Here is a 21,684-nt window from a genome sequence, read left to right on the forward strand (position 1 = left end):
CGGGCGCGGGCGCTCGTGATGCGGCAACGAGGTGTCGCGTATCGCCGCTGCGCTCCCGTCCAGCTGTGGCGATTTGGTCCGCGCGCGCGGCATCGCTTTATTGGCACACGGAGTCAAAGTGCTGTCTTTTCAGGATGTCGTGAACATTGATCCAAATGCCACGCTTCACTGTGGTGAATCAACGCTCAATTCGGTCATTGATTTAATCATACACTCATGGCAGAGACAATGGCAGGAGGCTGCCACGCGTATGTCGAGCTGGGCGCGATCTCGCCCTGTCGATAGTTGCGATCTGCGCATTGTATCAATGTGGCACCGAGGTTCAATGTTCATATTGAGATATGCCACGCAATCCACGCATTCCCACTCTCATGTTTCCACTCGCTCTCGTTGGTCTCATCGCGTGCGATGATGATGGCAACGACACGCCGCGTGCGTACCCTACGGTCGCCGACCGGGAGCCAGGCCAGTCTGACGGGCCAACCGCGACCCCAGAGGGGCTTCGGGTCGCGTTCTTTGGTGACCAAGGGGACAGCAGCGATACACTCGCAGTGCTCGATCTGGTCAAGGACGAGGGCGCGGCGTTCTTGGTGATCGCAGGTGACTTCGACTACGGCGACAGCCCCTCGACCTGGGACAACAACAACGTCGATCGGCTTGGCGAGGACTACCCGATCTTCGCGGTGGTGGGCAACCACGACGAGGACAAGTGGGACGGCGGAAGTGGCTATCAGGCCAAGCTGCTCGATCGCATGCAGAACGCGATCGACGACGGCGCGATCTGTGAAGGCGAGCCGGGTCGCAACAGCGTGTGCACCTACAAGGGGCTGTTCATGGCCATGTCTGGCGTTGGCGTCATGGACGGCAAGGACGAGAGCGCGGACTACCTGCGCGAGCAGCTCGAGGCGAATGACGCGATCTGGTCGGTGTGCATCTGGCACAAGAACATGACCGACATGCAGACCGGCTCGAAGACCAATGACACCGGCTGGGGTGTGTACCAAGCTTGCCAGGACGAAGGCGCCATCATCATCACGGGTCACGAGCACGCCTACTCGCGGACCTTGTCGCTGACCGAGCTAGGCAGCGAGCCCAAGGGCCACGGCGCGACCGGGGACGCGGCCGAGGTGATCGTTGGCGAGGGCAGCACCTTCGTCAGCGTGACCGGTCTTGGCGGCCGCGGGATGCGGGACTTTGACGCGGACAAGCACGACGACGACACCTGGTGGGCAAGCATCTACACCTCTGATCTGTATGTGAAGAACGAGATGGTCATCGACGACTTCAACCCCGAGTCGGGCGGGGTGCTGTTCATCGACTTCAACGTCGACGGCGATCCCTATAAGGCGCACGGGTACTACAAGAACATCGCGGGCGAGATCATCGACGAGTACGACATCATTCGCGAAGGCGGTAGCGGCAGCGGTGATGGCGACGGTGATGGAGACACTGGTGACGGTGACACCGGCGACGGCGACACCGGCGACACGGCAGACGCGGGCGGCGACGGCATGACCGGAGACGGCGACGGCGACACGACCGGCGGTGACGGAGACGGCGACGTGACCGGCGGCGGCGACGAGGCCGGTGACGATGGCACCGGGTCCGACGGAGAGACCGGCGGCATGGACTGGGGGCCCGACTTCAACTTTGGCGACGACGACGCGGGCTGCAGCTGCAGCAGCAGCAGCACGCCAAGTCGGCCGCTGCCAGCCGCGCTTGGGCTGCTGGTCTTGCTGTGCGTGGGTCGTGGCCGGCGTCGCTCCAAACAGTCCGCGTAGGGTGTTCGGAGCGGGTCTAAGCTCGGGCGCAGGCATCTCGCCCGCTCGTGGGCGGCTCGGTGACGGGCTTCCCACGGGCGGGATCGGGATCGGGATCGGGATCGGGATCGGGATCGGGATCGGGATCGGGATCGAAATCGGGATCGGGATCGGGGATCGGGATCGGGATCGGGGGCGGGATGGGCATTGTCCATCCCGCCTACGACCCGCGCTTGGATCGCAGGCTCGCGCTCGGGCGCGTGTCACTCGATCTTGGTCGTCACTTCGTGCGGCCCGGCCCAGTGCTCGTCGAGCCGCCCGAGCTGCAGGGCGGCCCGGAGCAGGGCCTCGCGGCTGCCGACGCCGACCTTGGCGAAGACGTTGTGAACGTGCCACTTGACGGTCGCGCGGGTGATGCTCAAGTGCTTGGCGAGCACGCGGTTGTCAAACCCATCGAGCACGCCCGCGAGCACCTCGGACTCGCGACTTGTCAGCCGATGGCGCTGCGTGAGCCGCTGCACCGCCCACTCCAGCCGGGCGCTGCCGTGGCCCTCGTCGAGCTGGCGCACGACCTCGAAGCCGAGCGCCTCGAGCACCGCGCTGATGCGGCTGGCGTCGTCGTCGGCGACGACGTGAATGTGGACCTCGGGCTTGCTGGGGGCGGGCTTGGCTTCGTTCACAAACCCACGTTGGAGCCGGGGTCGCCGACCGTAAGGGACGCGAGCGCCACCGCGGCGTCGCACGCGAACGGTGACTCTCGGAGCTCTTGGGCCAGCCCGTCTCAGTGGGCAAATTCGACGGTGGCGAACCACCGCTCGATCTCGGCCTCGTGGGCTGCCCACTGCTCGGGGGCGCCCTCGGCCGAGATCGCGAACAGCCGATCCCCGATGATCGCCAGGCGCTCGCGCTTGCGGATCGAGCCAAGCCGCGCGTGCTCGGCGACGAGCTCCGCCTCCCAGCCCTGGGCGCCAGCGACGGTCGCGGCGTGGTCATCGAGGTACTCGACGCGCTGGAAGAACGCCTCGTTGTCCGCTCGATACAGCGACATCAACACGGTCTGTGCATCCGTCCGCTGTTCGGGGGGTTGGCGGCTGGCCTTGGCCGAGAGGAACAAGAATTCGTGGCGATCCTGGCGCCGGCAGCGGAGCGCGACGGCGGTCGCCTGTTGCTGGCCGTGGGCCTCTTCGAGACACTCCCAGCCCGGCTGCTCGGGGATCAGCACGGACACTTGGCCCTTGGCGTCGACCAATCGCCCCGGCTTGGGTGTCAGGGGCGTGGGCGCAGGCGCGGGCGTGGGTGTGGGTGTGGGCTGGACCTCGGGCGTCTTCGCCTCACACGCTGGAGTCACCAGCGCGAGCAAGCCGAGCAAGCCGATCAGGCCAAGCCAGCGCAGGCTCAGCTCCAAGCGCGCGCCCCAAGCAGCAACATCAGCAGGGCCTTCTGGGCGTGCAGGCGATTCTCGGCCTGGTCGAACACGACCGACTGCGGACCGTCCATGACCTCGTCGGTGACCTCTTCGCCGCGGTGGGCAGGCAGGCAGTGCATGAAGATCGCCTGCGGGCCGGCGCGGGTCATGAGGTCTTCGTCGACCTCGAAGTCGGCGAGCAGCTGCAGCAGGCGCGTGGCCTCGGCCTCTTCGCCCATGCTCACCCAGGTGTCCGAGTAGATCACGTCGGCGCCGACGACCGCGGCGTGGGGGTCGTGCGAGAGCTCGATCTTGGTGCCGGCGGCGGCCGCGTCGGCCCGGGCCTGATCGAGCACGAAGGCGTTGGGTGGGAGCGAGCGCGGGCAGCAGCAGACCACGTCCATGCCCGCGCGCGGTCCGGCCAGCATCAGCGAGTGCGCGACGTTGTTGCCCGCGCCAACCCAGACCAGACGCTTGCCCTTGGTCGTGCCGTGGTGCTCGCGGATCGTCTGCAGGTCGGCGAGCGCCTGACACGGGTGATACATGTCTGTCAGGGCATTGATGATCGGGATCGAGCCGTGCTCGGCGAGGCCGTCGACGTGGTCCTGGCCAAAGGTGCGGATCACGATGGCGTGGACGTAGCGCGAGAGCACCTTGGCCGTGTCGTGGATCGACTCGCCGCGGCCCATCTGCATGCCCGCGCCGCCGCTGGTGCTCAGCGCCAGCGACTGCGCGCCGAGCTGCGAGATGCCGACCTCGAACGAGATGCGCGTGCGCGTGGACTGCTTGGCGAAGATCATGGCGATCGACTTGCCGGCCAGCGCGGTCACGCAGCTGCTGGGGTCGGTCTTGATCTCGATCGCGAGATCGACGACGCGCATGGTGTCCGCGGGGCTCAGATCGAGGAGGCTTCGGAGGTGACGAGTCATGGGCGGTGGATTCTAACCTGGGCTTGACAGCGGAGTCGCCACCAACGCAACGTGAACCCTCGATTGGACGCCATGCGCACCCCCGTTCAACTCAACGACGAGATCAGCCCGCTGCGCAAGGTCGTTGTCCACCAGCCGGGCGACGAGATCGTGCGGATGACCCATTGGGACCTCGAGCGCCTGTTGTTCGACGATCTGCTGTCGCCGGCCGAGACCGCGCGCGAGCACGAGCTGATGACCCAGATCCTCAGCGACGCCGGGGCCGAGGTCGTGGAGATCACGACGCTCTTGGCCGACGCGATCACGCGGGCGCCGGTCGCCGCGCTCGAGCAGCTGGTCCATCGGATCTGTGATCTGGCCGGGGTCGGGGAGCTCAGCGCCAAGCTGGCGCGCTGGCCAAGCGACGCGCTGGCCCGTGGCTTGGTCTGCGGGATCAATTGGGCCGACGTCCCCGAGGTCCCGCCCAGCTTGGCCCGGATCCGCGCGGGGATCTTCGATCCGCGCGACATGGCGCTCAATCCTCTGCCCAACCTGATGTTCATGCGCGACCCCTGCATTGCGATCTACGATCGCCTGGTCGTCTCGCGAATGGCGACGCCGGCCCGCGCCCGCGAGGCGCTGCTGGCCGGGTTCGCGCTCGAGTGGTCCGAGCATGGGATCGCGGGCGAGCTGTCGTTCGCCGACGCCCACACGATGCCCGAGTCACACAGCGGGCTCGAAGGGGGCGACGTGCTGGTCTTGTCCCCCGAGGTCATCATGATCGGCTGCTCCGAGCGCAGCCAGCCCCAGACCATCGAGTTCCTGGCCCGCGACGTGCTGTTCCCCAGCTTCCCCAAGCTCGAGCGGGTGTACGTGGTCATGCTGCCGCAGCAGCGCTCGATGATGCACCTCGACACCGTGCTGACCCAGGTCGACGTCGGGCTGTTCTTGGGTCACGCGCCGCTGCTGCGCCGCTCGCTGGCCGCGGGCGGGGCCGGGGTCGTGTGTCTGGCCCCGGGTCGCGCGCCGCAGCTGCGCGAGCAGCAGAGCGTGCTCGATGTGCTGCGCGAGTCGTTTGGCAATGACACCAAGCTGGTGCCCTGTGGCGGCGAGGACCCGCTGCACCAAGAGCGCGAGCAGTGGACCGACGGCGCCAACGCGATCTGTCTCGCGCCTGGCAAGATCATCTTGTACAGCCGCAACGTTCGCACGATCGAGGCGCTGGCGGAGCTCGGCTTCGAGCACGCGCGGGTCAGCGTCGTGCAAGAGCCCGATCATCGGCGCGAGCTGGTCCGCGCAGGCATGGCCGCCCAGCGCACCGTGTTTGGATTCTCGGGCAGCGAGCTGTCCCGCGGGCGGGGTGGGGGACGGTGCTTGACCATGCCGCTGCGCCGCGACGTCCGATCCTGCTAGCATTGACGCAAGTGGACGACATTCAGGCTTCGCGAGCGGCTCCTGCCTCCCCTACACCGACGGTCGTCGTCGCCATGGGCGGTCACGCGTTCATGTTGCCGGGCGAGCGGGGCACCCACGAGCAGGCCACCCAGAACGCGCGCGCGATCTGTAGCGCGCTGATGGTGTTCATCGAGGCTGGCTACAACCTGGTCTTGACCCACGGCAACGGGCCGCAGGTGGGCGACCTGCTCGATCAGGTCGAGCGGACCCGCGACCACATTCCCACGCGCCCGCTCGATGTATTGGTCGCCGAGACCGAGGGCAGCCTGGGCTACCTCCTGCAGCGGGCCATGCTCAACGAGCTGCGCCAGCGCGACGTTCGTCGTTATGTCGTCACCGTGATCACGCAGGTGCTGGTTGACGAGGGCGACCCCGCGTTTGCAAACCCGACCAAGCCGGTCGGTCCGTCAATGACCGAGGCGGTCGCCAAGCAGCGCGAGGCTGAACACGGGTGGGCGATCAAGCTCGACGGCAAGCGCGGCTGGCGACGCGTGGTCGCCTCGCCGCGGCCCAAGAAGGTGATCCAGCGCCACATGATCCGCGAGGCCGCGTACCGGGGCCACATCGTGATCGCGGCCGGCGGCGGGGGGATCCCGGTCACCAAGGACGCGACGTCCAACGACTATGTTGGGATCGAGGCGGTGATCGACAAGGACCTGACCTCGAGCGTGCTGGCGACCGACGTGCGCGCGGATCTGTTGGTGATCCTGACCGCCGTCGACGGCGTGTACATCAACTGGGGCACCGACGACGAGACCCGACTGGGCGCGGTGACCATGGCCGAGTGCCGACGCTACATTGACGAAGGCCACTTTCCCGCTGGCTCGATGGGGCCCAAGGTCGAGGCGATCTACGGGTTCTTGCAGCGCGGGGGCCGACGCGGGCTGATCACCGACGCCCACAGCCTTGTCGACGCGCTCGACGGCCGGGCCGGCACCCACTTCGTTGGCCGGATCTGAAGACAGCCCAGGAACACGGTGGTTCAGGGCGACAGCTCTTGCTGGATGATCTGCTCGAACGCCGCGATCGGCTGGGCGCCCGTCAGCACCAAGCCATTGATGAAGAACGTGGGCGTGCCCTTGGCGTCGAGGTCTTGCTCGCAGAACGCGGCCTGCTCGTCGATGCGCTCGTCGGTCTTGGGGTCCGCGATGTCGCGACGAAAGCGCTTGATGTCGAGCCCGAGCTGCTTGGCCATGTCCTCGAGCTCGGCGTCGCTGCGCTGCTTTTGGTTGGCATAGAGCGCGTCGAACATCGGCCAGAACTGGCCCTGGTTCTCGGCCGCGACCGCGGCTCGGTGGGCGGCGCGAGCGGTGGTGTGAAACGCCAGCGGGTGGTGGCGAAAGTAGACGGCGAGGTCGCCCTTGTGATCTTGGAGCAGCTGCTGCAGCGTCGCGGTGCTGCGCTGGCAGAACGGGCAGTCGAAGTCGCCGCACATCAGGATCTGGATCTTTGGCTTGTTCGCGCCGCGCTCGGGCAGGCCGCTGAGCTGGGTCGCAAACCGCTGGGTTGGGATCGGGGGTGGCGCTGGCGTGGTCGTTGGCCGGACGTCGGCGGCTCGCTCCGCGGCGCTCGCGGCCAGGATCCGGGCCCAGACTTGGTCGGGTGGGGCGCCGGCTTGCAGCAGGCGCTCGGCGACGAGCAGCTCCTCGCGGACGATCGCGTCGACCTCCTCGAGCGACCGGGCCCCACGAAACGGACGACCATTCACGAAGAAGCTGGGGGTCGAGCGGACCGCGAAGGCCTGGCCAAACGCGATGTCGGCCTCGACCCGCTCGGCGTGGAAATTGTTGGAGACCTCGGCGAGCAGCCGCTGGGTGTCGATCCCCGCGCCCACGATCTGTTGCGCGATCGTCTCGGGGCTCAGCGCGCGGTTGTTGGCGAACAGCCACTCGTGCATGAACGCGAACTGACCCTGGCCATGAGCCGCGAGCGCCACCGCAGACGCGAATTTGGCCTGCGCGTGCATGTCGAGCGGGAACTGCCGCCAGACCACGCGCAGCCGCTGCGGATAGCGCTGCAGCAGATCGAGCATGACCCCATTGAGCCGCTGCGAGTAGGGGCACTGATAATCATAGAACATGACGATCGTGACCAAGGGCGTGCTCGCGCCAGCCCATGGGTGATCGCCGTCGTAGTCGACGCGATAGCGCTCACCTTCAATGAGATGCGCGAGGTCGGAGCCGACTAAGCGCCAGTCGAGGACCGGCCCGACCGGGGCGCGCACCGGGGCCTCTACGATCACGCTGGGGGCGTCTGCGAAGCCACTTGGCTCGGCCGCGGGCGGCGTGGATGGCGTGGATGGGGTGATGTTGGCCGTGGGTTGGTGGCACGCCAGGACCCACGCGCACAGGAACAGGATGACGCCGAACGCGGGACGGGCCCAAGCAGCAGCAGAGCGCATGCCGAGCACTATACGCGGTTAATCCTCGCCGCCAGCGCGGCGCCCAGCCTTCTTTTGGCTCACTCGACGCTTCTCATCCAATCGCCGCCGCTTCGCCGCCTTGCTCGGGCGCGTCGCCCGACGCGACTTTGGCCGGTCCAGCGCCGCCTGAACCAACCCGGCCAGTCGCTCGCGCGCCAGCTCCAAATTTCGATCTTGGCTCCGCGCGCTGGAGCTCGAGATCAACACGTTGCCGTCGCCATCGACCCTTCTGCCTGCGAGCGCGACCAGTCGCTCCCGCGCCCAAGCCGGCAGCACCGACGAGCTCGCCAACGCCCAGCGCAGCTGCACCTTCGTCGCGACCTTGTTGACGTTCTGCCCGCCCGGACCGCCGCTTGCGACCGCTGTCCACGACAGCTCGCGCGCGGGGATCTCGATGTCGCTGGTCACCGTCAGGTTCTCCATGGCGCGCGCAGTGTAGCGACGATCCCCGCCAGCGCCACCCGCTCAGCGCCACCAGATCGCGTCGGCTCGCGCGCGCGCCGTTGCTTTGATCTGGCGAAACAGCAGCTCCGATCGCAGCGGCTCCAACGCGGCGCAGTGCTCCAACCAATCGGCGTCTGCGAGCGGTCCCTCTCCCGCGAGCGCGAGCCAGCGCAGCCCCAGCTGCGGGTGACCGTGGCGCATCGCGGCCTCGCACGCGACCTGCAAAACGGTCGTGCGAAACCGAGGGTTGGGCACCAACGGCAGCGCCTGCTCGACCCGCGCGACGAGCTCGTCCGCCGTGAGCGGATCGAGCCACAGCGTCGCGGCGAACTCGTAGATCGGCGACCCGGGCGCGAGCAGATCCGCCATGGCAGCGGCAGGGCCAGCGAGGCGAGCCGGATCGCCAAGCCAATTCGCGGCCCGCAGCTGCAGCAGCACGACCGGGAAGTCCGTGGGCCGAGGCTCGACCGCGTAGTAGCGGCCAAGCCAGCCGTCGTAGGAAGGGACCTCACCGCGCAGCACGTGGTACCGCGCGATCGGGGGCAGGCAAAACGCCAAGCTGGGTTCGAGCTCGAACGCCAGCTCGAGGTTGTCGATCCCCGCGAGCGGGCGCCCGCCTTCGACCTGCAGCTGGCCGAGGTAGGCCAGCGCAGACGCGTAGGTCGGGGCGATCGTGAGGGCGTACGAGAGCGAGCGCGCGCCGCTGCGGTAGTCGCCGGCTTGGGTGTGCCAGCGGGCCGCGGCCAGGTGGGTCTCCGCCACCTCCGGCGCCCACCCGAGCGCGACCTCGATCGCCTGCTCGGCCATGCTCTGGTAGTCGGGCTCTTCGTCCGTTCGCGGCAAGAACCACGCATGCATGCACGCGTTGGCGTAGGCCGCCAGCGCGGGCTTGAAGCTTGGCGCCAGCGTCAGGCTGCGCTGCAGATGTTCGATCGCGCCGTCGGGCTCCTTGAACTTCCACAGCCGGGCGAGCTGGCGCGCGCGCAGGTAGTGCTCGACGGCCTCCGGGGTGGCGTCGCCGCGGTGGACCGAGTGCTCGACCTCGAGCCGCAGCGCCTCGGCGATGCGCTTGCCAAGCTTGTCTTGCAGCTCGAACACGTCGCCGATCGATCCCTCGAAGCGCTCGCTCCAGCGCTGGAAACCGGTCGCCCCATCGAGCAGGCGGGCCGAGATGCGGACCCGCTCCCCGACCACCTGGACCGTGCCGTCGACGAGCGCGTCGACGCCCAGCTCGCGGCCGATCTCTCGCGGGTCGCGATCGCGGCGGTTGGCGTAGCGGGCCGTGGCGCCGCCGCCCGAGACCCGCAGGCCGTTGGTCTGCGCCAGCAGATCGATCAGCTCGTCGCCAAGGGCCTCGCCGATATAGGCGCTGTCAGCGGGTCCGCGGTGCGAGAAGGGCAACACCGCGAGCGCGAGCTGTCGGACCAGCGCGGGGGTGTTGTCGGCGTTGTCACTCGCCTGCGCTGCCACCAACTCGGCGAGCAGCTCGGCGACCGCTGCGGCCACCCGATCGGCGCTTGGGCGCTCGCTTGGTTCGCGCGCGAGCATCAGCGAGAGCAGCTGCGCGAGCCCAGGATCCAGGTTGTGGGTGGCCGCTAGATCTGGCGGGGGCTCGTGGAGCCGCGCGAGCGCGGCCTGCATGAGGTTGACCGCCGACCCCGGCTCGGCGCCGGTCCGCGAGAACGGCAGCTCGCCCGTGAGCAGCTCGTGAAGCATGAGCCCAAGCGCGTACACGTCGGTGGCCGAGCTGAGCGGCTCACCAGCGAGCTGCTCGGGCGCCATGTAGGCCGGCGTGCCCACGGTCCCGTTGGTGTTGAGGGTGGCGTCGGATCCATGCAGGCCGCGGGCGACGCCAAAGTCCGTGATGATCACCCGGCCACCGGCGCGACCCGTGTCGGCGTTGGTGCCCTCGACCAGCACGTTGCTGGGCTTGAGATCCCTGTGCACGACCTGGGCCGCGTGGGCGGCCGCGAGGCCCTCGGCGATCTGAACCGTGATGTCGAGCACCGTCGCGCGCTCGAGTCGACGCCCGCGGGTGAGCGCGTCGAGGCCCTGGCCATCGACGTACTCCATGGTCAGGAACCGGCGTCCGTCTTGCTCGCCAAGGTCGTAGGTGCGCGCGGCGTTGCGATGGGTGACCCGTCGCGCGAGCCGAACCTCGCGGCGAAATCGCTCGATGCCGTCGGGGGTCTCGCTGGTGAGATCGAGCAGCTTGAGCGCGACGACCTCGTTGAGCTCGAGGTCGCGGACGCGATAGACCGCGCCCATACCCCCGCGCCCCAGCAGCGCCTCGAGCAGGTAGCGCTCGGCGAAACACTGACCGATCACGATCCCCGACTGCAGGCGATCGGTTGGTTGGTCCTCGGCCACCGTGTCGGCCACATGCTCACGCTACCAGACGGATCGCCGACCGGGGATGGTCACGTGGCCGCGCGAAAACGGGCCCCGCGAAGCTCAGCGGCTGGTCTGGGTCGCGCTCACGCTCGGAGCCGCCCACACAGCTTCCGCCCGGCCTCGCACGATTGTTCGCACGGCCTCGAACTCCGGCCGGTGCCGCAGCGGCGAGAACAACGGGCAGTGCTCGAGCCAGTGAAAGTCGACGAGCACCCCCGCGGCGGCCAGCTGGATGTACTCCATGGCCAGATCTTCGAGACCGTGAAACATGGCGGCTTCCGCCCCGAGCTGGCGCACCAGCGAGGCGAAGCGGGGGTTTCGGGTCACCTCGAACACACCCTCGAAGGCCGCGCGCAGGTCATCGGCGCTCGCCTTGGGGAGCGTCATGACCCTCGCGTAGGACACCAGCGCGAAGGTGTTGGGGATGCTGTCACCGAGCCGGGCGCGGGCCTCGGCGAGCTGTTCGTGGTCGCCGTACCACCCCGCCACGCGGATCTGGAGGGTCGTGATCGGAAGATCGTTGTCGCGGCCGGTCGCGGCGTAAAATCGCGCGAGCTGTTCCCGGTAGCCGTCGAGATCGCCGTCGAGCGCTCGGTAGCGGGCGATGTCCTGGATCGATCGGATCAGGCCCGGGTCGAGCTCGAAGGCGAGCTCGAGGTGGTCGACGCCCTGCTCGGGTCGGCCGGCTTCGATCTGCAGCCGACCCAGGTACTCGTGGGCGGCGGCGTAGGTCGGGGCGATCCGCAGGGCCTGACGCAGGGACTCCGCGGCGGGCTTGTAGTGGCCGTGCTGGACGGCGTGGATCGCCGCGGCGAGGTGGGTCTCGGCGAGCTCGGGGGCGCCGGACACAGCCAGCGCGACGGCGTCGCAGGCCAGCGTCTCCCAGTCTGGCTCGTCGGGCTTCCAGCTTGGCAAGAACCACGCGCGCAAGCAGGCGATCGCGTGACCGGCCATGGCTGGCTTGAACTGCGGGGCGAGCTCGCGGCACTTCTCGTACTGGGCCAGCGCGCCGGACGGGCCCTTCCAGTCCCAGGTGCGGGCCAGCTGCCGCGCGCGCAGGTAGAACTCGATCGCCTCGAGCGGCGCGTCACCGCGGTGGGCGATGTCTTCGAGCTCGAGCCGCAGCGCCTCTGCGATCCGCCGGCCCATCTTGTCTTGCAGCTCGAACACGTCCTCGAGCGCGCCATCGTAGCGCTCGCTCCACAGCTGAAAGCCGCTGTTCACGTCGAGCAGCCGGGCCGAGATCCGCACGCGCTTGCCCGCGAGCTGCACGGTGCCGTCAACGATCACGTCGACGCCAAGATCGCTGCCGATCATGCGAGGGTCCCGATCACCGGCGTCGGCGAACCGGGCCGTGGCGCCGCTGCCCGAGACCCGCAGCCCCCGCATGGTCGAGAGCACATCGATCAGCTCGTCGCTGAGCGCCTCCGCGATGTAGCGCTCGTCCTCGGGGCCGCGGAACCGAAACGGCAGCACCGCGAGGGCGCGCCCGCCGGTTGGGGTGGGGGTGCCGAGCGCAGACGGGGTGGGGTTGGGCCGGCTGCCGGGCATCGCCGAGGTCACGGCAACGGACATGGCGAGGGCCTGGGCGGAACCCCCAGCGCGGGAGCTGTCGCGCGCGGCCGGCATGCCCAGCGTGCGATCGTCGGGACCCACCTCGCTGCAGACCCCGCCAAGCAGCTCCGCGAGCGCGCTGGCCGACTCGATGCGATCGCCGATCTCGCGGGCGAGACAGCGCGTGAGCACGTTGACGAGGGGCGGCGGGATCTTGGGATCGGCGGCGAAGTCGGGCAGCGGTTGGTGGAGCCGGGCGAGCGCGATCGCCATTGGAGATCCGCCCGTGAACGGCAGCCGGCCGGTCAGCATCTCGTGGAGGATCAGCCCGAGCGCGTAGAGATCGGCCCGCTCGCCGACCCGCTCGCCCGAGACTTGCTCGGGTGCCATGTACGCCGGGGTGCCAAGCAGGCCGCCGGTCTGCAAGGTGGCGTCGTTGCCTTGCATGGCCCGCGCGATCCCAAAGTCAGTCAGAACGATCCGGCCCGTTCGCTCGACCAGCACGTTGGCGGGCTTGAGATCCCTGTGGATCACCCCGGCTTCGTGGGCCGCGGCCAGGCCCTCCGCGATCTGCTGGGCGAACCCGACCGCGCGCGCGCAGCTGAGCTGCTGCCGACCCAGGAAGGTCCGCAGGCTCTCGCCGTCGACGTACTCCATCGTCAAGAACCGCCAGGACTCGTGCTCGCCCAGATCGTAGGTTCGCGCGGCGTTGCGGTGGGTGACGCGTCGCGCCAGCCGGACCTCCCGGCGGAACCGCTCGACCGCCTCGGGGCTGGCGATCGAGCCGTCGAGCAGCTTGAGGGCGACCACCTCCGCGACCTCCCGGTCGTGGACACGAAACACCGACCCCATGCCGCCGCGCCCAAGCAGCTGCTGGATCTCGTAGCGCTCGGCGAACACGTCACCGATCTTGACGCCCGTGCGGACGACGGAGGTGGCGTCGTCCCCTTCGGTCTGGGCCATGCCGAAACCTATCAGATGCCGGTGCAGGCCTGCCAAGCTGGGTGACGTTTGGTCGTTGGTACAGGGTGACGGTCAGACGGAATCGCGCATGAGGCGCTTCGTTGATGGATCCGCCTGGTGGTCGGACCCCCGATCCCCCAGCCAATCCCGTAGCATGGCCCGGCCTTGGGACTCTCGCGCATCGTCTCGATCTTCGGCGCCCTGACCATGCTCGCGATCGCGTACGCGCTCTCGAGCGATCGCAAGCGGGTCAGCCTGCGCGTGGTCTTGTGGGGGGTCGGCCTGCAGTGGGCCTTCGCGGCGCTGTTGTTGTGGGTGCCGGCTGGCAAGGTCGGGCTCGAGGCGCTGGCTGGGTTCGTGACCGGCGTGCTCGCGCACTCCTACGCGGGCTCGGAATTCTTGTTTGGCTCGCTGGGCGCAAAGAGTGGGGGCGAGAGCGGCTTCGGGGTCGTGTTCGCGTTTCAGATCCTGCCCACGATCGTGTTCGTGGCGGCCCTGTTCGCGGTGCTCTACCACCTCGGGGTCATGCAGCTGATCGTTGGCGTGCTCGCCAAGGTCATGGTCGCGACGATGGGCACGAGCGGGGCCGAGTCGCTGTCGGTTGGCGCCGCGGTGTTCATGGGCCAGACCGAGGCGCCCCTGACGATCCGTCCGTTCCTCGAGGGGCTGACCAAGAGCGAGCTGTTCTTGGTCATGGTCAGCGGCATGGCAACGGTATCGGGCGCGATCTTGGCCGCCTACGTGATGATCGGCAACGTCGAGATGAAGTTCCTGCTCGCGGCGGTGGCGATGACGGCCCCGGCCTGCGTGGTCACGGCCAAGCTGATGATCCCCGAGGACGACAAGCCGGTGACCCTGGGCCAGAGCAATTTCGACCTGCCCAAGGACGAGGACTCCAACCTGTTGCTGGCCGCCGCCAACGGGACCACCGACGGGCTCAAGCTCGCCGTCAACGTTGGCGCCATGCTGATCGCGTTCATCGCGTTGGTCTCGCTGATCAACGCCGGGTTTGGGTTGATCGAGATCGGCGGCGAGCCGCTGACCTTGCAGCGCATGCTGGGCTGGATCATGGCCCCGGTCGCGTTCTTGATGGGCGTGCCCTGGTCCGAGTGCATCACCGTGGGTGGGGTGCTTGGGACCCGCACGGTCGTCAACGAGATCGTCGCGTTCATTCAATTGTCCGAGGTCATGGGCTCGCTCAGCACCCGCTCGCACCAGATCGCAACCTTCGCGGTGTGCGGGTTTGCCAACGTGTCCAGCATCGGGATCCAGATCGGCGGGCTCGGGGCGCTCGCGCCCAGCCGGCGAGGGGACATCGCCAACCTCGGTGTCCGAGCGCTGATCGCAGCGACCCTGGCCAACTTCATGACGGCCTGTGTGGCGGGCGCGCTGTTGGCGGGCTGAGCCGGAGCCGACCTGGGACACCCTCCCTGGCGGTTGGACTGGTTCACCCCGGGCAGCGAACTCAGCTCGGGCGAGGGCTTGTCCTGGACGCGACCGCGGGAACCGGCGACACTTCGCGTAGGGAGCTCAGCTTGATTAAGCGCCTCGAGATCGAGAACTACGGCTGCATTCGCCACGTCGAGGTCAAGCCGACGCCGCTGCACGCCTTTGTTGGGCCCAGCGACGTTGGCAAGTCGACGGTGCTCAAGGCCATCGACACCTTGTCGCGGTTCATGCGAGTGGAAGATCACCGCGACGAAGCGCCGCCGCTGATCCCACTCAAGGCTCGCAACACGATCACGCTGACCGTGGAGTTTGCCGGCAGCCTGGGCTTCAACGTTGGGTTTGCCCCGCGCTCGCAGACCCTCGAGACCTACGTGCGCGAGTCGATGCAAGGTGAGTGGCTGGGCTATCGCCACGTCACGCCCGACTTTCGCTGGGCGTCCGACGAGCCGCCGGCCGCGATCGACTTCGCCAACCAGATCCGCGAGCAGCTGCGCTGCCGCTTCGTGCACTTGCAAAACGCCGCGCTGCATCGCGACAGCCCGCTGATCACCGAGTACATGCCCGTCATGCTCGAGGAAGAGGGCCACGGGCTGGCGGGGGTCTACGATCGGATCATGGCGCGCGGTGACGATGCCTTTGATGTGATCACCCAGCGGATCCGCAGCCTGTTCCCTTGGGTCGGTGGCATCGAGGTCACGACCGTCTCACAGGTCACCAAGAACCTGTTCGTGCGCAGCCTCGACGGCCAGCGGATCCCCGCCAAGCACGTGGGGGTTGGGCTGCTGCGCATGCTCGCGTGGGAGTCGCTGCGCTACTCGGAGCGGCCGCGGGTGCTGTTGGTCGAGGAGCCCGAGGCCGGGCTCAGTCCCGCGCTGATCAGCTTGGTCATGCAGATCCTGCGTGAGCTGACGGTCGACCCCGAGCAGCCCGTGCAGGTGTTGATCTCCACGCGCAGCCCCTTGGTGGTCGCGGAGCTCAGCCCGCACGAAGTCACGCTGGTGACCCGCTCTGCCAGCGAAGGGACCCGAGTGTCAGCGCTGGCGGACCACCCGGACTACCTGGCCGCGGCCCAGCGCCTGCCCCGGGGCTTGCGCGGGCTGGATCTCGCCGATGGGGTCATGAACGCGCCCAGCCACAAGACCGTACGCACAAGGGTCTAGAGCGCCGATCAGTTTGGAGTCGCGGCGTCAGGTGCGTCTGGGGCCGTTCCTGCCTAGGAGGGAGGCCGAAGCTGTATCCGGCATACTGCGAGCGCCGACCGACAACGGCAGGGGCGGTCCCAGATGTGCCTGGCGTCGTGAATTCAAACTGATTGGCGCTCTAGACCCCAGAGGGGCCCAAGAACCGGTGGTTCCGGCGAACTCTGCTGCACGGGCGGGTTGGTTTTCGGGTAGGGTCCGTTCATGCCTGCTTCGCTCCCCCGCGAGGATCGCCTGCGCCTCATGAAGTTCGTTTGCTCGTTCGCCTGGGCTGACCTCGAGGTCCAGGACGAGGAGCGCGACTTTGTTGGCTCGATGATCGAGACCCTCAACCTTCAGGACGATCGCAAACAGATCGAAGGCTGGCTGAAGCATCCGCCACCACCCGAAGAGGTCGACCCCACCGACGTGCCGCGCGAGCATCGTGAGCTGTTCCTCGACGCGGTGCGGCGGCTGGTCGCGGCGGATGATCGGATCGATCCGCAAGAGGCAGAGACGCTGGCGCTGTTCGAACAGCTGCTGGTTTAGCTTTGACCCCCCCGGAGGGTTTCGCACTTCGGGTCACTCGCTTCGCTCGCTCCCGTTGGCAATTTGTTGGCGGGGGTGTGATTGGCCCCCTAGAAGGGGGCTCTCGTCTGGGCGCTAACGGCCGGCGGGGCGGCGCTCCATCTGTTTCTTGCCGCTATTGGGGCGGCGCTCCACTGGGTTCTTGCTGCCATTGGGGCGGCGTTCCACTGGGTTCTTGCTGCCATTGGGGCGGCGCTCCACTGGGTTCTTGCCGCCTGCGGGGCAGCAGCCTCGTGTGGCCCCAACGGAGGCGCCCCCCCGCGGCGGCAAGAAACAAATGGAGTGCCGCCCCGCTGGCGGCAAGAAACAAACGGAGGAGGCTGGCTAGCAGTTGCAGCCGCCGCCTCCTCCTCCGCATCCACCACCTCCGCAGCCGTTGCCGCAGTTGCCACAGCCGCTGCACCCGTTGCCGCAGCCGTTGCATGCGTTTCCGCAGCCGTTGCAGCCGTTGCAGCCGTTGCAGGCATTGCCGCAGCCGTTGCAGGCGCCGCCGCAGTCGGAGCATGCGTTGCCGCAGCCGTTGCAGCCTTCGCAGCCCTCATTGCACTGGCCGCAGCCGGATCCCAAGCTCGAGCAGGCTCCGCCGCAGTCTTGGCCGCATCCGCTGCAGAACCCCGTGCAGCCGTTGAAGCAGCCGCCGCAGGCTCCCAGGGAGTCGCCGCAGCCGGAGCATGCGTCGCCGATACCGCCGCAGAGCGCTTGGATCAGCTCGCCCAAGCAGTTGCAGCCGAGGCCGCCGCCTTCTCCCGTTGGCTCGAGGCCGGTGGTGGCGTCGGGGAGATCGGGGGGGATGTCGAGGGGCTCGCCAGTCTCGGTGCCGCCGGTCTCGGTGCCGCCCGTGTCTGTGCCGCCCGTGTCTGTGCCGTCCGTCTCTGTTCCGTCGGTGTCGGTGCTGCCGGTGGTCGCGGCTTGGACCAGGCGTGACCACGTCGTGGTGAAGGTGGCGATCACGAGGGCGGCGATCGCTTGGGCGAAGCGGGCGACGGCGTGGGTCTGAATCGGGCGGGGTCGCTGGCCCGAGGTGGCCAGCAACTGCTGGGCGCTGGCGGCTGCGAGCTGGGCTCGCGCGCCGAGCTGGGTGACCAGGATGTTGACGAGCACGGGGCGGTGGCGGACCAGCGGCAGGGCGTTGAGGGCCGCGGTCACGTTGGCGCGGGCGCGCTCGAGCGCTCGGGTGGCGTCGCGGATCCGGGCGCGGTCGGGCTGCGGGCGGCCGCGGTAGTCGTGGACCAAGCAGGGGTTGAAGTCGCCGGCGCGCTGGTCTTGTTGGAGATCCTCGAGGGCGTCGATCAGGTAGATCAGGGTGCCGACGCCGCGACCGAGCTTGGCCAGCAGCGCCCGCGGGTCGAGATCGCAGCGGACCAGCGCGGCGCTGCTGGCCGCTTGGCCGCTGGAGCCGGTCACGGAGCTGGTCACGGATCCGGGCAGCGCGACGATGCGCTCGAACACCAGCTCGAGCGCGGCTGCGGTCGGCTCGGCGGCCTGCTCGGGATCGGTCACGCCGATCCGCTCGGTCGCGGCCTGGCGGTGCTCGACGCCGATCAGGTCGGCGAGATCGGAGCCGAGCGCAGCCAGGGTCTCGCGCGCGCGGGTGGCTGGCCTGTCCAGCAGCGGGCGGGCGATCCGGGCGAAGCTGCGGCCATCGATCGCTCGATCCGCCAGCCACTGATCCGCGAGCAACAGCTGGATCGCGGCCGCGTAGCGCATCGCGACCGAGTCGGGGCTCACGGTTGGCCGGTGCACGACCGGCAGCATCGGACAGCGGGTCCGATCGGGGGCCGCCTCGACCTGCTGCAGGCCGTCGACGAGCAACCCGAGAAACACGGCGTCGTGGCTGAGCAGCGCGCGGTAGCCCAAGCCAAACTGGTCGCCGATGCTCTGGCAGGTCCCGCAGTAAAAGTGCTGCCAGTCGCTGCGTCCAGCGCAGTTCAACGCGGCGCGGCTGGGCCTCAGCGTCCCGAACATGCCGCGATCTCCGGTTGTTTGGTGTCCTGGTCCGCCAAGGTCATCGCCCGTTGCCAGCGCGCCCAGCCGCCAGCCCAGCCGCGACCCAGCTCGCGGCCCAGGCGGTCGGGAAACAACGCGTCGAGCTGCGCCTCGTCGAGCTCGCGCGGACACGCGGGGTGCATCAGCCAGCGCCACGCCAGGAACCCGTGGATCCAGCGCAACCAAGTCGGGACCATGCCCAGCTGTGCGAGCGCGTCCGTGAGGCCGTCGAGCTCGCCCGCGCCGGGCAGCATGGCCAGATCGATCCCGGCCGCGCACACGCCCCGGTACAGCGGGCCAAGCTCGGCGTCCACGAGCGCGCCTCGCCACAGCCTGGGCTCGACGCTCGCCAGCCGCACGCCAGGCCGACTAGCGACCAGGCCGTCGGCGGTGTCTTTGTGGAGATCCGCGAGCGCGTCGGCGCTCTGAATGTGCAGGCCCCAACGATAGAACGCAGCAGCCTCGCGGGCATTGACGGGGCGCGCCGCGTCTTCGGGGAGGCCGCCGATCATCGTGACCATGAGCAGCCACGCGCCGCTGATGTCGGCGGTCACGGCCTCGATCGCGGCCGGGTCGACCCGGGTTGGATCGCTAGACAGCAAGCGAACGGCGCGAACCTGGACCTCCCAGCCGAGCGCGATCGTGTCGAGCAGGTGATCGAGGCGCTCGCGCGAGCACGCCAGCGCGCGCAGGCGTTGGCCGAGCGCGGCCGCGAGCGCACAGCGGGGCTCGGCGGTGGCCGGCGCCGCGGCTCGCAGGGAGGCCAGCGTGGGCGCCAAGTAGGCCCGGGTCCGGCGGTCGAGCGCGATCGGATCGCGGTCGCGCGCCAGCGGTCCGCCGTGAAACTCGAGCGCGTCGATCACTTGGTCGTCGATCTTCGTGAGCAGCGAGAGCATCGCCGCGGCCTCGCCGACGGCCTCGGCGTGCAGCTGGCCGCCGAGCGCGGCGTAACAAGCACGCGCGAGGCAGGCGAGGCCGGCACACAGCATGCGGCTGCGGGGGCTGACGCTGGCGTCTGGATCGGCGGCGGCGATCAGGCCTGCGATCGGCCGCAGGTGATGCGCCGCGGTGAGCAGCAGCGCACGATCGAGTTGCGTCGCAGGGGAGCCCATGCGCCAAGCATATCGCGGCCCCACGCGGGAGCGTCGGGGCGCGCTCGGCCAGCCAGCCAAGCTGTCCGTCAGCGCGGGACAGGCAGCGCCCGCACGGCTTCGAGCTCGGGCAGCGTCGACGCCCCAGCGTAGGCGCTGTCGAAGATCAACAGCTCGCCATCTGGCCCAGCAAAGCGCGGCCGCAGATCACCGCGATCGTTGTCCGTCATCCGCACCACCGGCGCCGGCGTGTTCAGACCCAGCGCGAGCAACATGATCTCGAAGTGGGCGAGGGGTTTGTCGGGGTTGACCTCACCGACCGGCGCCGACCAGGCCGCGTGGCTACCCGTTGGCGAGATCGCTAGCTCATGGACCTTGCGGGGGAGCTCGCCCGCTACCACCTGGGCCTGGACCGTGCTCGCGTCGATCTGGGTCGCGGCGGCGAGATCGTAGCTGTCGGTCAGCGCGTCTTGCCACGACGGGTCATTGGCCGTGACCGTGAGCCTGACCAGGCGCGCGGCCTCGGGGGTGTCGACCACCGCGATCGCGGACAGCTGCGGGTTGGTCGACGGCAGCGCAAATACCTCGCGGATCGCCAGCGACGAAGCGTCTGCGCTTGGGAGCAAGCGCCCAACTGGCACGACCAGGGTCTGCAGCTCGTTGTCTTGGTTGGGGGCAGGGATCCGCACGAACACCAAGGCGTCGCCGTTGGGCGGGAGCGCGGCGAGATCGCCAGGCGAGGCCGGGTCGCTGTCGAGCGTGGGGCCGCCCTCGCGCGCGGCCGCGGCCGCCAAGCGCTGGGATCGGGCCCCGGCTGCGTCTGCGTAATTGAGCGAAGCGGGCACGACCACGATCTCGTCGTTGGCCCAGCGCAGCTCGTGCTCGCGCAGCTCGACGCCGTCGATGCGGACCTGCCGATACGCCCGCATTTTTGCGTCGGCCCACATCAGGTGGCCATCCAAGGCTTGGGCCGTGCGGCCGCTCGCGCGCGGGACCCCAAGCTCGCCGCGCCCGAGCCGACGGATCTGATCGCGCTTCTCGAACCCGCACGCGGGCCCAGACAGCACCCACAGATCTGCGACCCAGCGATCGGTGGGGATCAACAGGGCGTCGCCGGCTGGCGCGACGGCCATGCCCGCCGGGATCGTGACGGTGTCGGGCAGCCCGGTGCAGGCGAGGCGCTGGTCGAGCGCGTCAACGGCCACGACCGCGAGCGCGGCGTCGAAGCTGGGCGAGAGCTCGGCGCTCTCCCACGCGCTCTCGCGGCCGGTCTTGCTGCGCCAGCCCCCGCGGCCGCTTGCGAGCAACACCGCGCCATTGGCCAGCGGCCAGCCACGCAGCTGCTCGTAGGCGCCAGCGATCTCGCGCGGCGGTTGCTCGCCCTTTTCTGCCTCGGCGAGCTCGGTCCACGCGGCGACCTGCCGCCGCATGGTCTCTAGAGCCTTCTCGTACTCGACCACGTCCTCGACCGTTCCGGCGGATCCGAACCGGATCATGAGATCGTTGTCGGCCTGAAGGTCACGGGCCTTGGCGATCTCGGGCTGGCCAAACAGCGCGAGCAGCAGCCCGACTTGTTCGCCGGCCGGCTTGTCGTAGTTGACCTCCGGGACCACGCCGCCATAGCTGACGGTGTTGCCAAGATCGCCAACGGCGACCACAGCGAAGGTCGTGCCCAGCGGGATTGGCCCGGCGTCGGGGTTGACGCTGGCAAGGTCATACTGCTCGCCATGGGCCATGTTGAGCGCGAGGTAGCCGATCCCGTGTTGATCGGCGTACTCCACCATCGCCTCTAGATCGTTCAGGCTCGCGTCAAATTTCTGGCCCTGGCCGATCGCCTCGCCGACGCTGAGGTGATTGACGTCAAAGCCCTCGCGCTCGAGAAACCCCGCGAGCTCGGGCGTTGGCCCCACGATCAGCACCCGCGCCGGATCCTCGGCCTCGCCCTTGCCGCGGCCAAACATGAACCACGCCGCGCTCGCAACCCCGACGACGGCCACGACCGCGCCCACGCTCACGAGCGGCGAGGTCTTGGTCCGAGCGACGAGCGAGTCCGCGGGATCGATCACGGCAGCCATGCGCTGCCCATG

At 68.9% G+C, this 21,684-nt stretch carries 17 protein-coding genes; 6 read left to right on the forward strand and 11 right to left on the reverse strand.

All coding sequences use genetic code 11. The features are described 5' to 3' along the window. Nucleotides 1-371 precede the first annotated feature (371 nt). Nucleotides 372-1,781, forward strand: coding sequence for a metallophosphoesterase (locus tag DB30_RS04060; RefSeq protein WP_052546644.1), 1,410 nt, complete (start codon nucleotides 372-374; stop codon nucleotides 1,779-1,781). A gap of 16 nt (nucleotides 1,782-1,797) precedes the next feature. Here the strand turns inward: DB30_RS04060 and DB30_RS04065 are convergent, their stop codons facing one another. The 4 genes from DB30_RS04065 to argF form a co-directional block, all read right to left on the reverse strand. Next, nucleotides 1,798-1,968, reverse strand: coding sequence for a hypothetical protein (locus DB30_RS04065; protein ID WP_153258214.1), 171 nt, complete (start codon nucleotides 1,966-1,968; stop codon nucleotides 1,798-1,800). Nucleotides 1,969-2,023: 55 nt separating this feature from the next. Continuing rightward, nucleotides 2,024-2,440 (reverse strand): helix-turn-helix domain-containing protein, encoded by a 417-nt coding sequence (locus tag DB30_RS04070; protein ID WP_052546645.1) that lies wholly within the window; start codon nucleotides 2,438-2,440, stop codon nucleotides 2,024-2,026. Between the two features lie 101 nt (nucleotides 2,441-2,541). Further along, nucleotides 2,542-3,165 carry a hypothetical protein gene (locus tag DB30_RS04075; protein WP_052546646.1) on the reverse strand — a complete coding sequence of 208 codons (624 nt, stop codon included), beginning with the start codon at nucleotides 3,163-3,165 and terminating at the stop codon, nucleotides 2,542-2,544. Next, the gene (argF, locus tag DB30_RS04080) at nucleotides 3,156-4,094 is read right to left on the reverse strand and encodes an ornithine carbamoyltransferase (protein ID WP_052546647.1); all 939 of its coding nucleotides are present in this window, start codon (nucleotides 4,092-4,094) and stop codon (nucleotides 3,156-3,158) included. Before argF ends, DB30_RS04075 begins: the two co-directional genes overlap by 10 nt. Before the next feature lie 51 nt (nucleotides 4,095-4,145). Here argF and DB30_RS04085 point away from each other — a divergent pair, with 51 nt between their 5' ends. Both DB30_RS04085 and DB30_RS04090 read left to right on the forward strand, forming a co-directional pair. Then, nucleotides 4,146-5,486, forward strand: a complete 1,341-nt coding sequence (locus DB30_RS04085; RefSeq protein WP_146657999.1) for an arginine deiminase — start codon at nucleotides 4,146-4,148, stop codon at nucleotides 5,484-5,486. Between the two features lie 11 nt (nucleotides 5,487-5,497). Next, nucleotides 5,498-6,487 carry a carbamate kinase gene (locus DB30_RS04090; RefSeq protein WP_276204328.1) on the forward strand — a complete coding sequence of 330 codons (990 nt, stop codon included), beginning with the start codon at nucleotides 5,498-5,500 and terminating at the stop codon, nucleotides 6,485-6,487. Between the two features lie 23 nt (nucleotides 6,488-6,510). Here DB30_RS04090 and DB30_RS04095 read toward each other — a convergent pair whose 3' ends face one another. The 4 genes from DB30_RS04095 to DB30_RS04110 form a co-directional block, all read right to left on the reverse strand. Then, a complete protein-coding gene (locus DB30_RS04095) occupies nucleotides 6,511-7,929 on the reverse strand; it encodes a DsbA family protein (protein WP_146658000.1) in 1,419 nt (472 codons plus the stop codon). A gap of 18 nt (nucleotides 7,930-7,947) precedes the next feature. Further along, on the reverse strand, nucleotides 7,948-8,373 hold the full coding sequence (gene arfB / locus DB30_RS04100) for an alternative ribosome rescue aminoacyl-tRNA hydrolase ArfB (RefSeq protein WP_052546651.1): 426 nt from the start codon (nucleotides 8,371-8,373) through the stop codon (nucleotides 7,948-7,950). A 42-nt stretch (nucleotides 8,374-8,415) separates the two neighbouring features. Beyond that, nucleotides 8,416-10,776 (reverse strand): serine/threonine-protein kinase, encoded by a 2,361-nt coding sequence (locus tag DB30_RS04105; RefSeq protein ID WP_052546652.1) that lies wholly within the window; start codon nucleotides 10,774-10,776, stop codon nucleotides 8,416-8,418. A gap of 72 nt (nucleotides 10,777-10,848) precedes the next feature. Then, nucleotides 10,849-13,305 carry a serine/threonine-protein kinase gene (locus tag DB30_RS04110; RefSeq protein ID WP_052546653.1) on the reverse strand — a complete coding sequence of 819 codons (2,457 nt, stop codon included), beginning with the start codon at nucleotides 13,303-13,305 and terminating at the stop codon, nucleotides 10,849-10,851. A gap of 165 nt (nucleotides 13,306-13,470) precedes the next feature. Between DB30_RS04110 and DB30_RS04115 the strand changes: the two genes are divergently transcribed. The 3 genes from DB30_RS04115 to DB30_RS04125 all read left to right on the forward strand — a co-directional run bounded on the left by DB30_RS04115 (nucleotide 13,471) and on the right by DB30_RS04125 (nucleotide 16,481). Next, nucleotides 13,471-14,709 (forward strand): NupC/NupG family nucleoside CNT transporter, encoded by a 1,239-nt coding sequence (locus DB30_RS04115; protein WP_240480162.1) that lies wholly within the window; start codon nucleotides 13,471-13,473, stop codon nucleotides 14,707-14,709. A gap of 131 nt (nucleotides 14,710-14,840) precedes the next feature. After that, on the forward strand, nucleotides 14,841-15,914 hold the full coding sequence (locus DB30_RS04120; protein ID WP_052546654.1) for an AAA family ATPase: 1,074 nt from the start codon (nucleotides 14,841-14,843) through the stop codon (nucleotides 15,912-15,914). A 243-nt stretch (nucleotides 15,915-16,157) separates the two neighbouring features. Further along, a complete protein-coding gene (locus DB30_RS04125; protein ID WP_052546655.1) occupies nucleotides 16,158-16,481 on the forward strand; it encodes a tellurite resistance TerB family protein in 324 nt (107 codons plus the stop codon). Between the two features lie 363 nt (nucleotides 16,482-16,844). On the opposite strand, the gene DB30_RS04130 is transcribed toward DB30_RS04125, so the two are convergent. From DB30_RS04130 to DB30_RS04140, 3 genes are all read right to left on the reverse strand, one after another. Further along, nucleotides 16,845-18,485, reverse strand: a complete 1,641-nt coding sequence (locus DB30_RS04130) for a DUF5685 family protein (RefSeq protein WP_052546656.1) — start codon at nucleotides 18,483-18,485, stop codon at nucleotides 16,845-16,847. Beyond that, the gene (locus tag DB30_RS04135; protein ID WP_052546657.1) at nucleotides 18,470-19,618 is read right to left on the reverse strand and encodes a hypothetical protein; all 1,149 of its coding nucleotides are present in this window, start codon (nucleotides 19,616-19,618) and stop codon (nucleotides 18,470-18,472) included. Before DB30_RS04135 ends, DB30_RS04130 begins: the two co-directional genes overlap by 16 nt. Before the next feature lie 68 nt (nucleotides 19,619-19,686). After that, nucleotides 19,687-21,672, reverse strand: coding sequence for a hypothetical protein (locus tag DB30_RS04140; protein ID WP_052546658.1), 1,986 nt, complete (start codon nucleotides 21,670-21,672; stop codon nucleotides 19,687-19,689). Nucleotides 21,673-21,684 lie beyond the last annotated feature (12 nt).

Source organism: Enhygromyxa salina, from assembly GCF_000737335.2.
In the GTDB taxonomy this organism is placed as follows: domain Bacteria; phylum Myxococcota_A; class Polyangia; order Nannocystales; family Nannocystaceae; genus Plesiocystis; species Plesiocystis salina_C.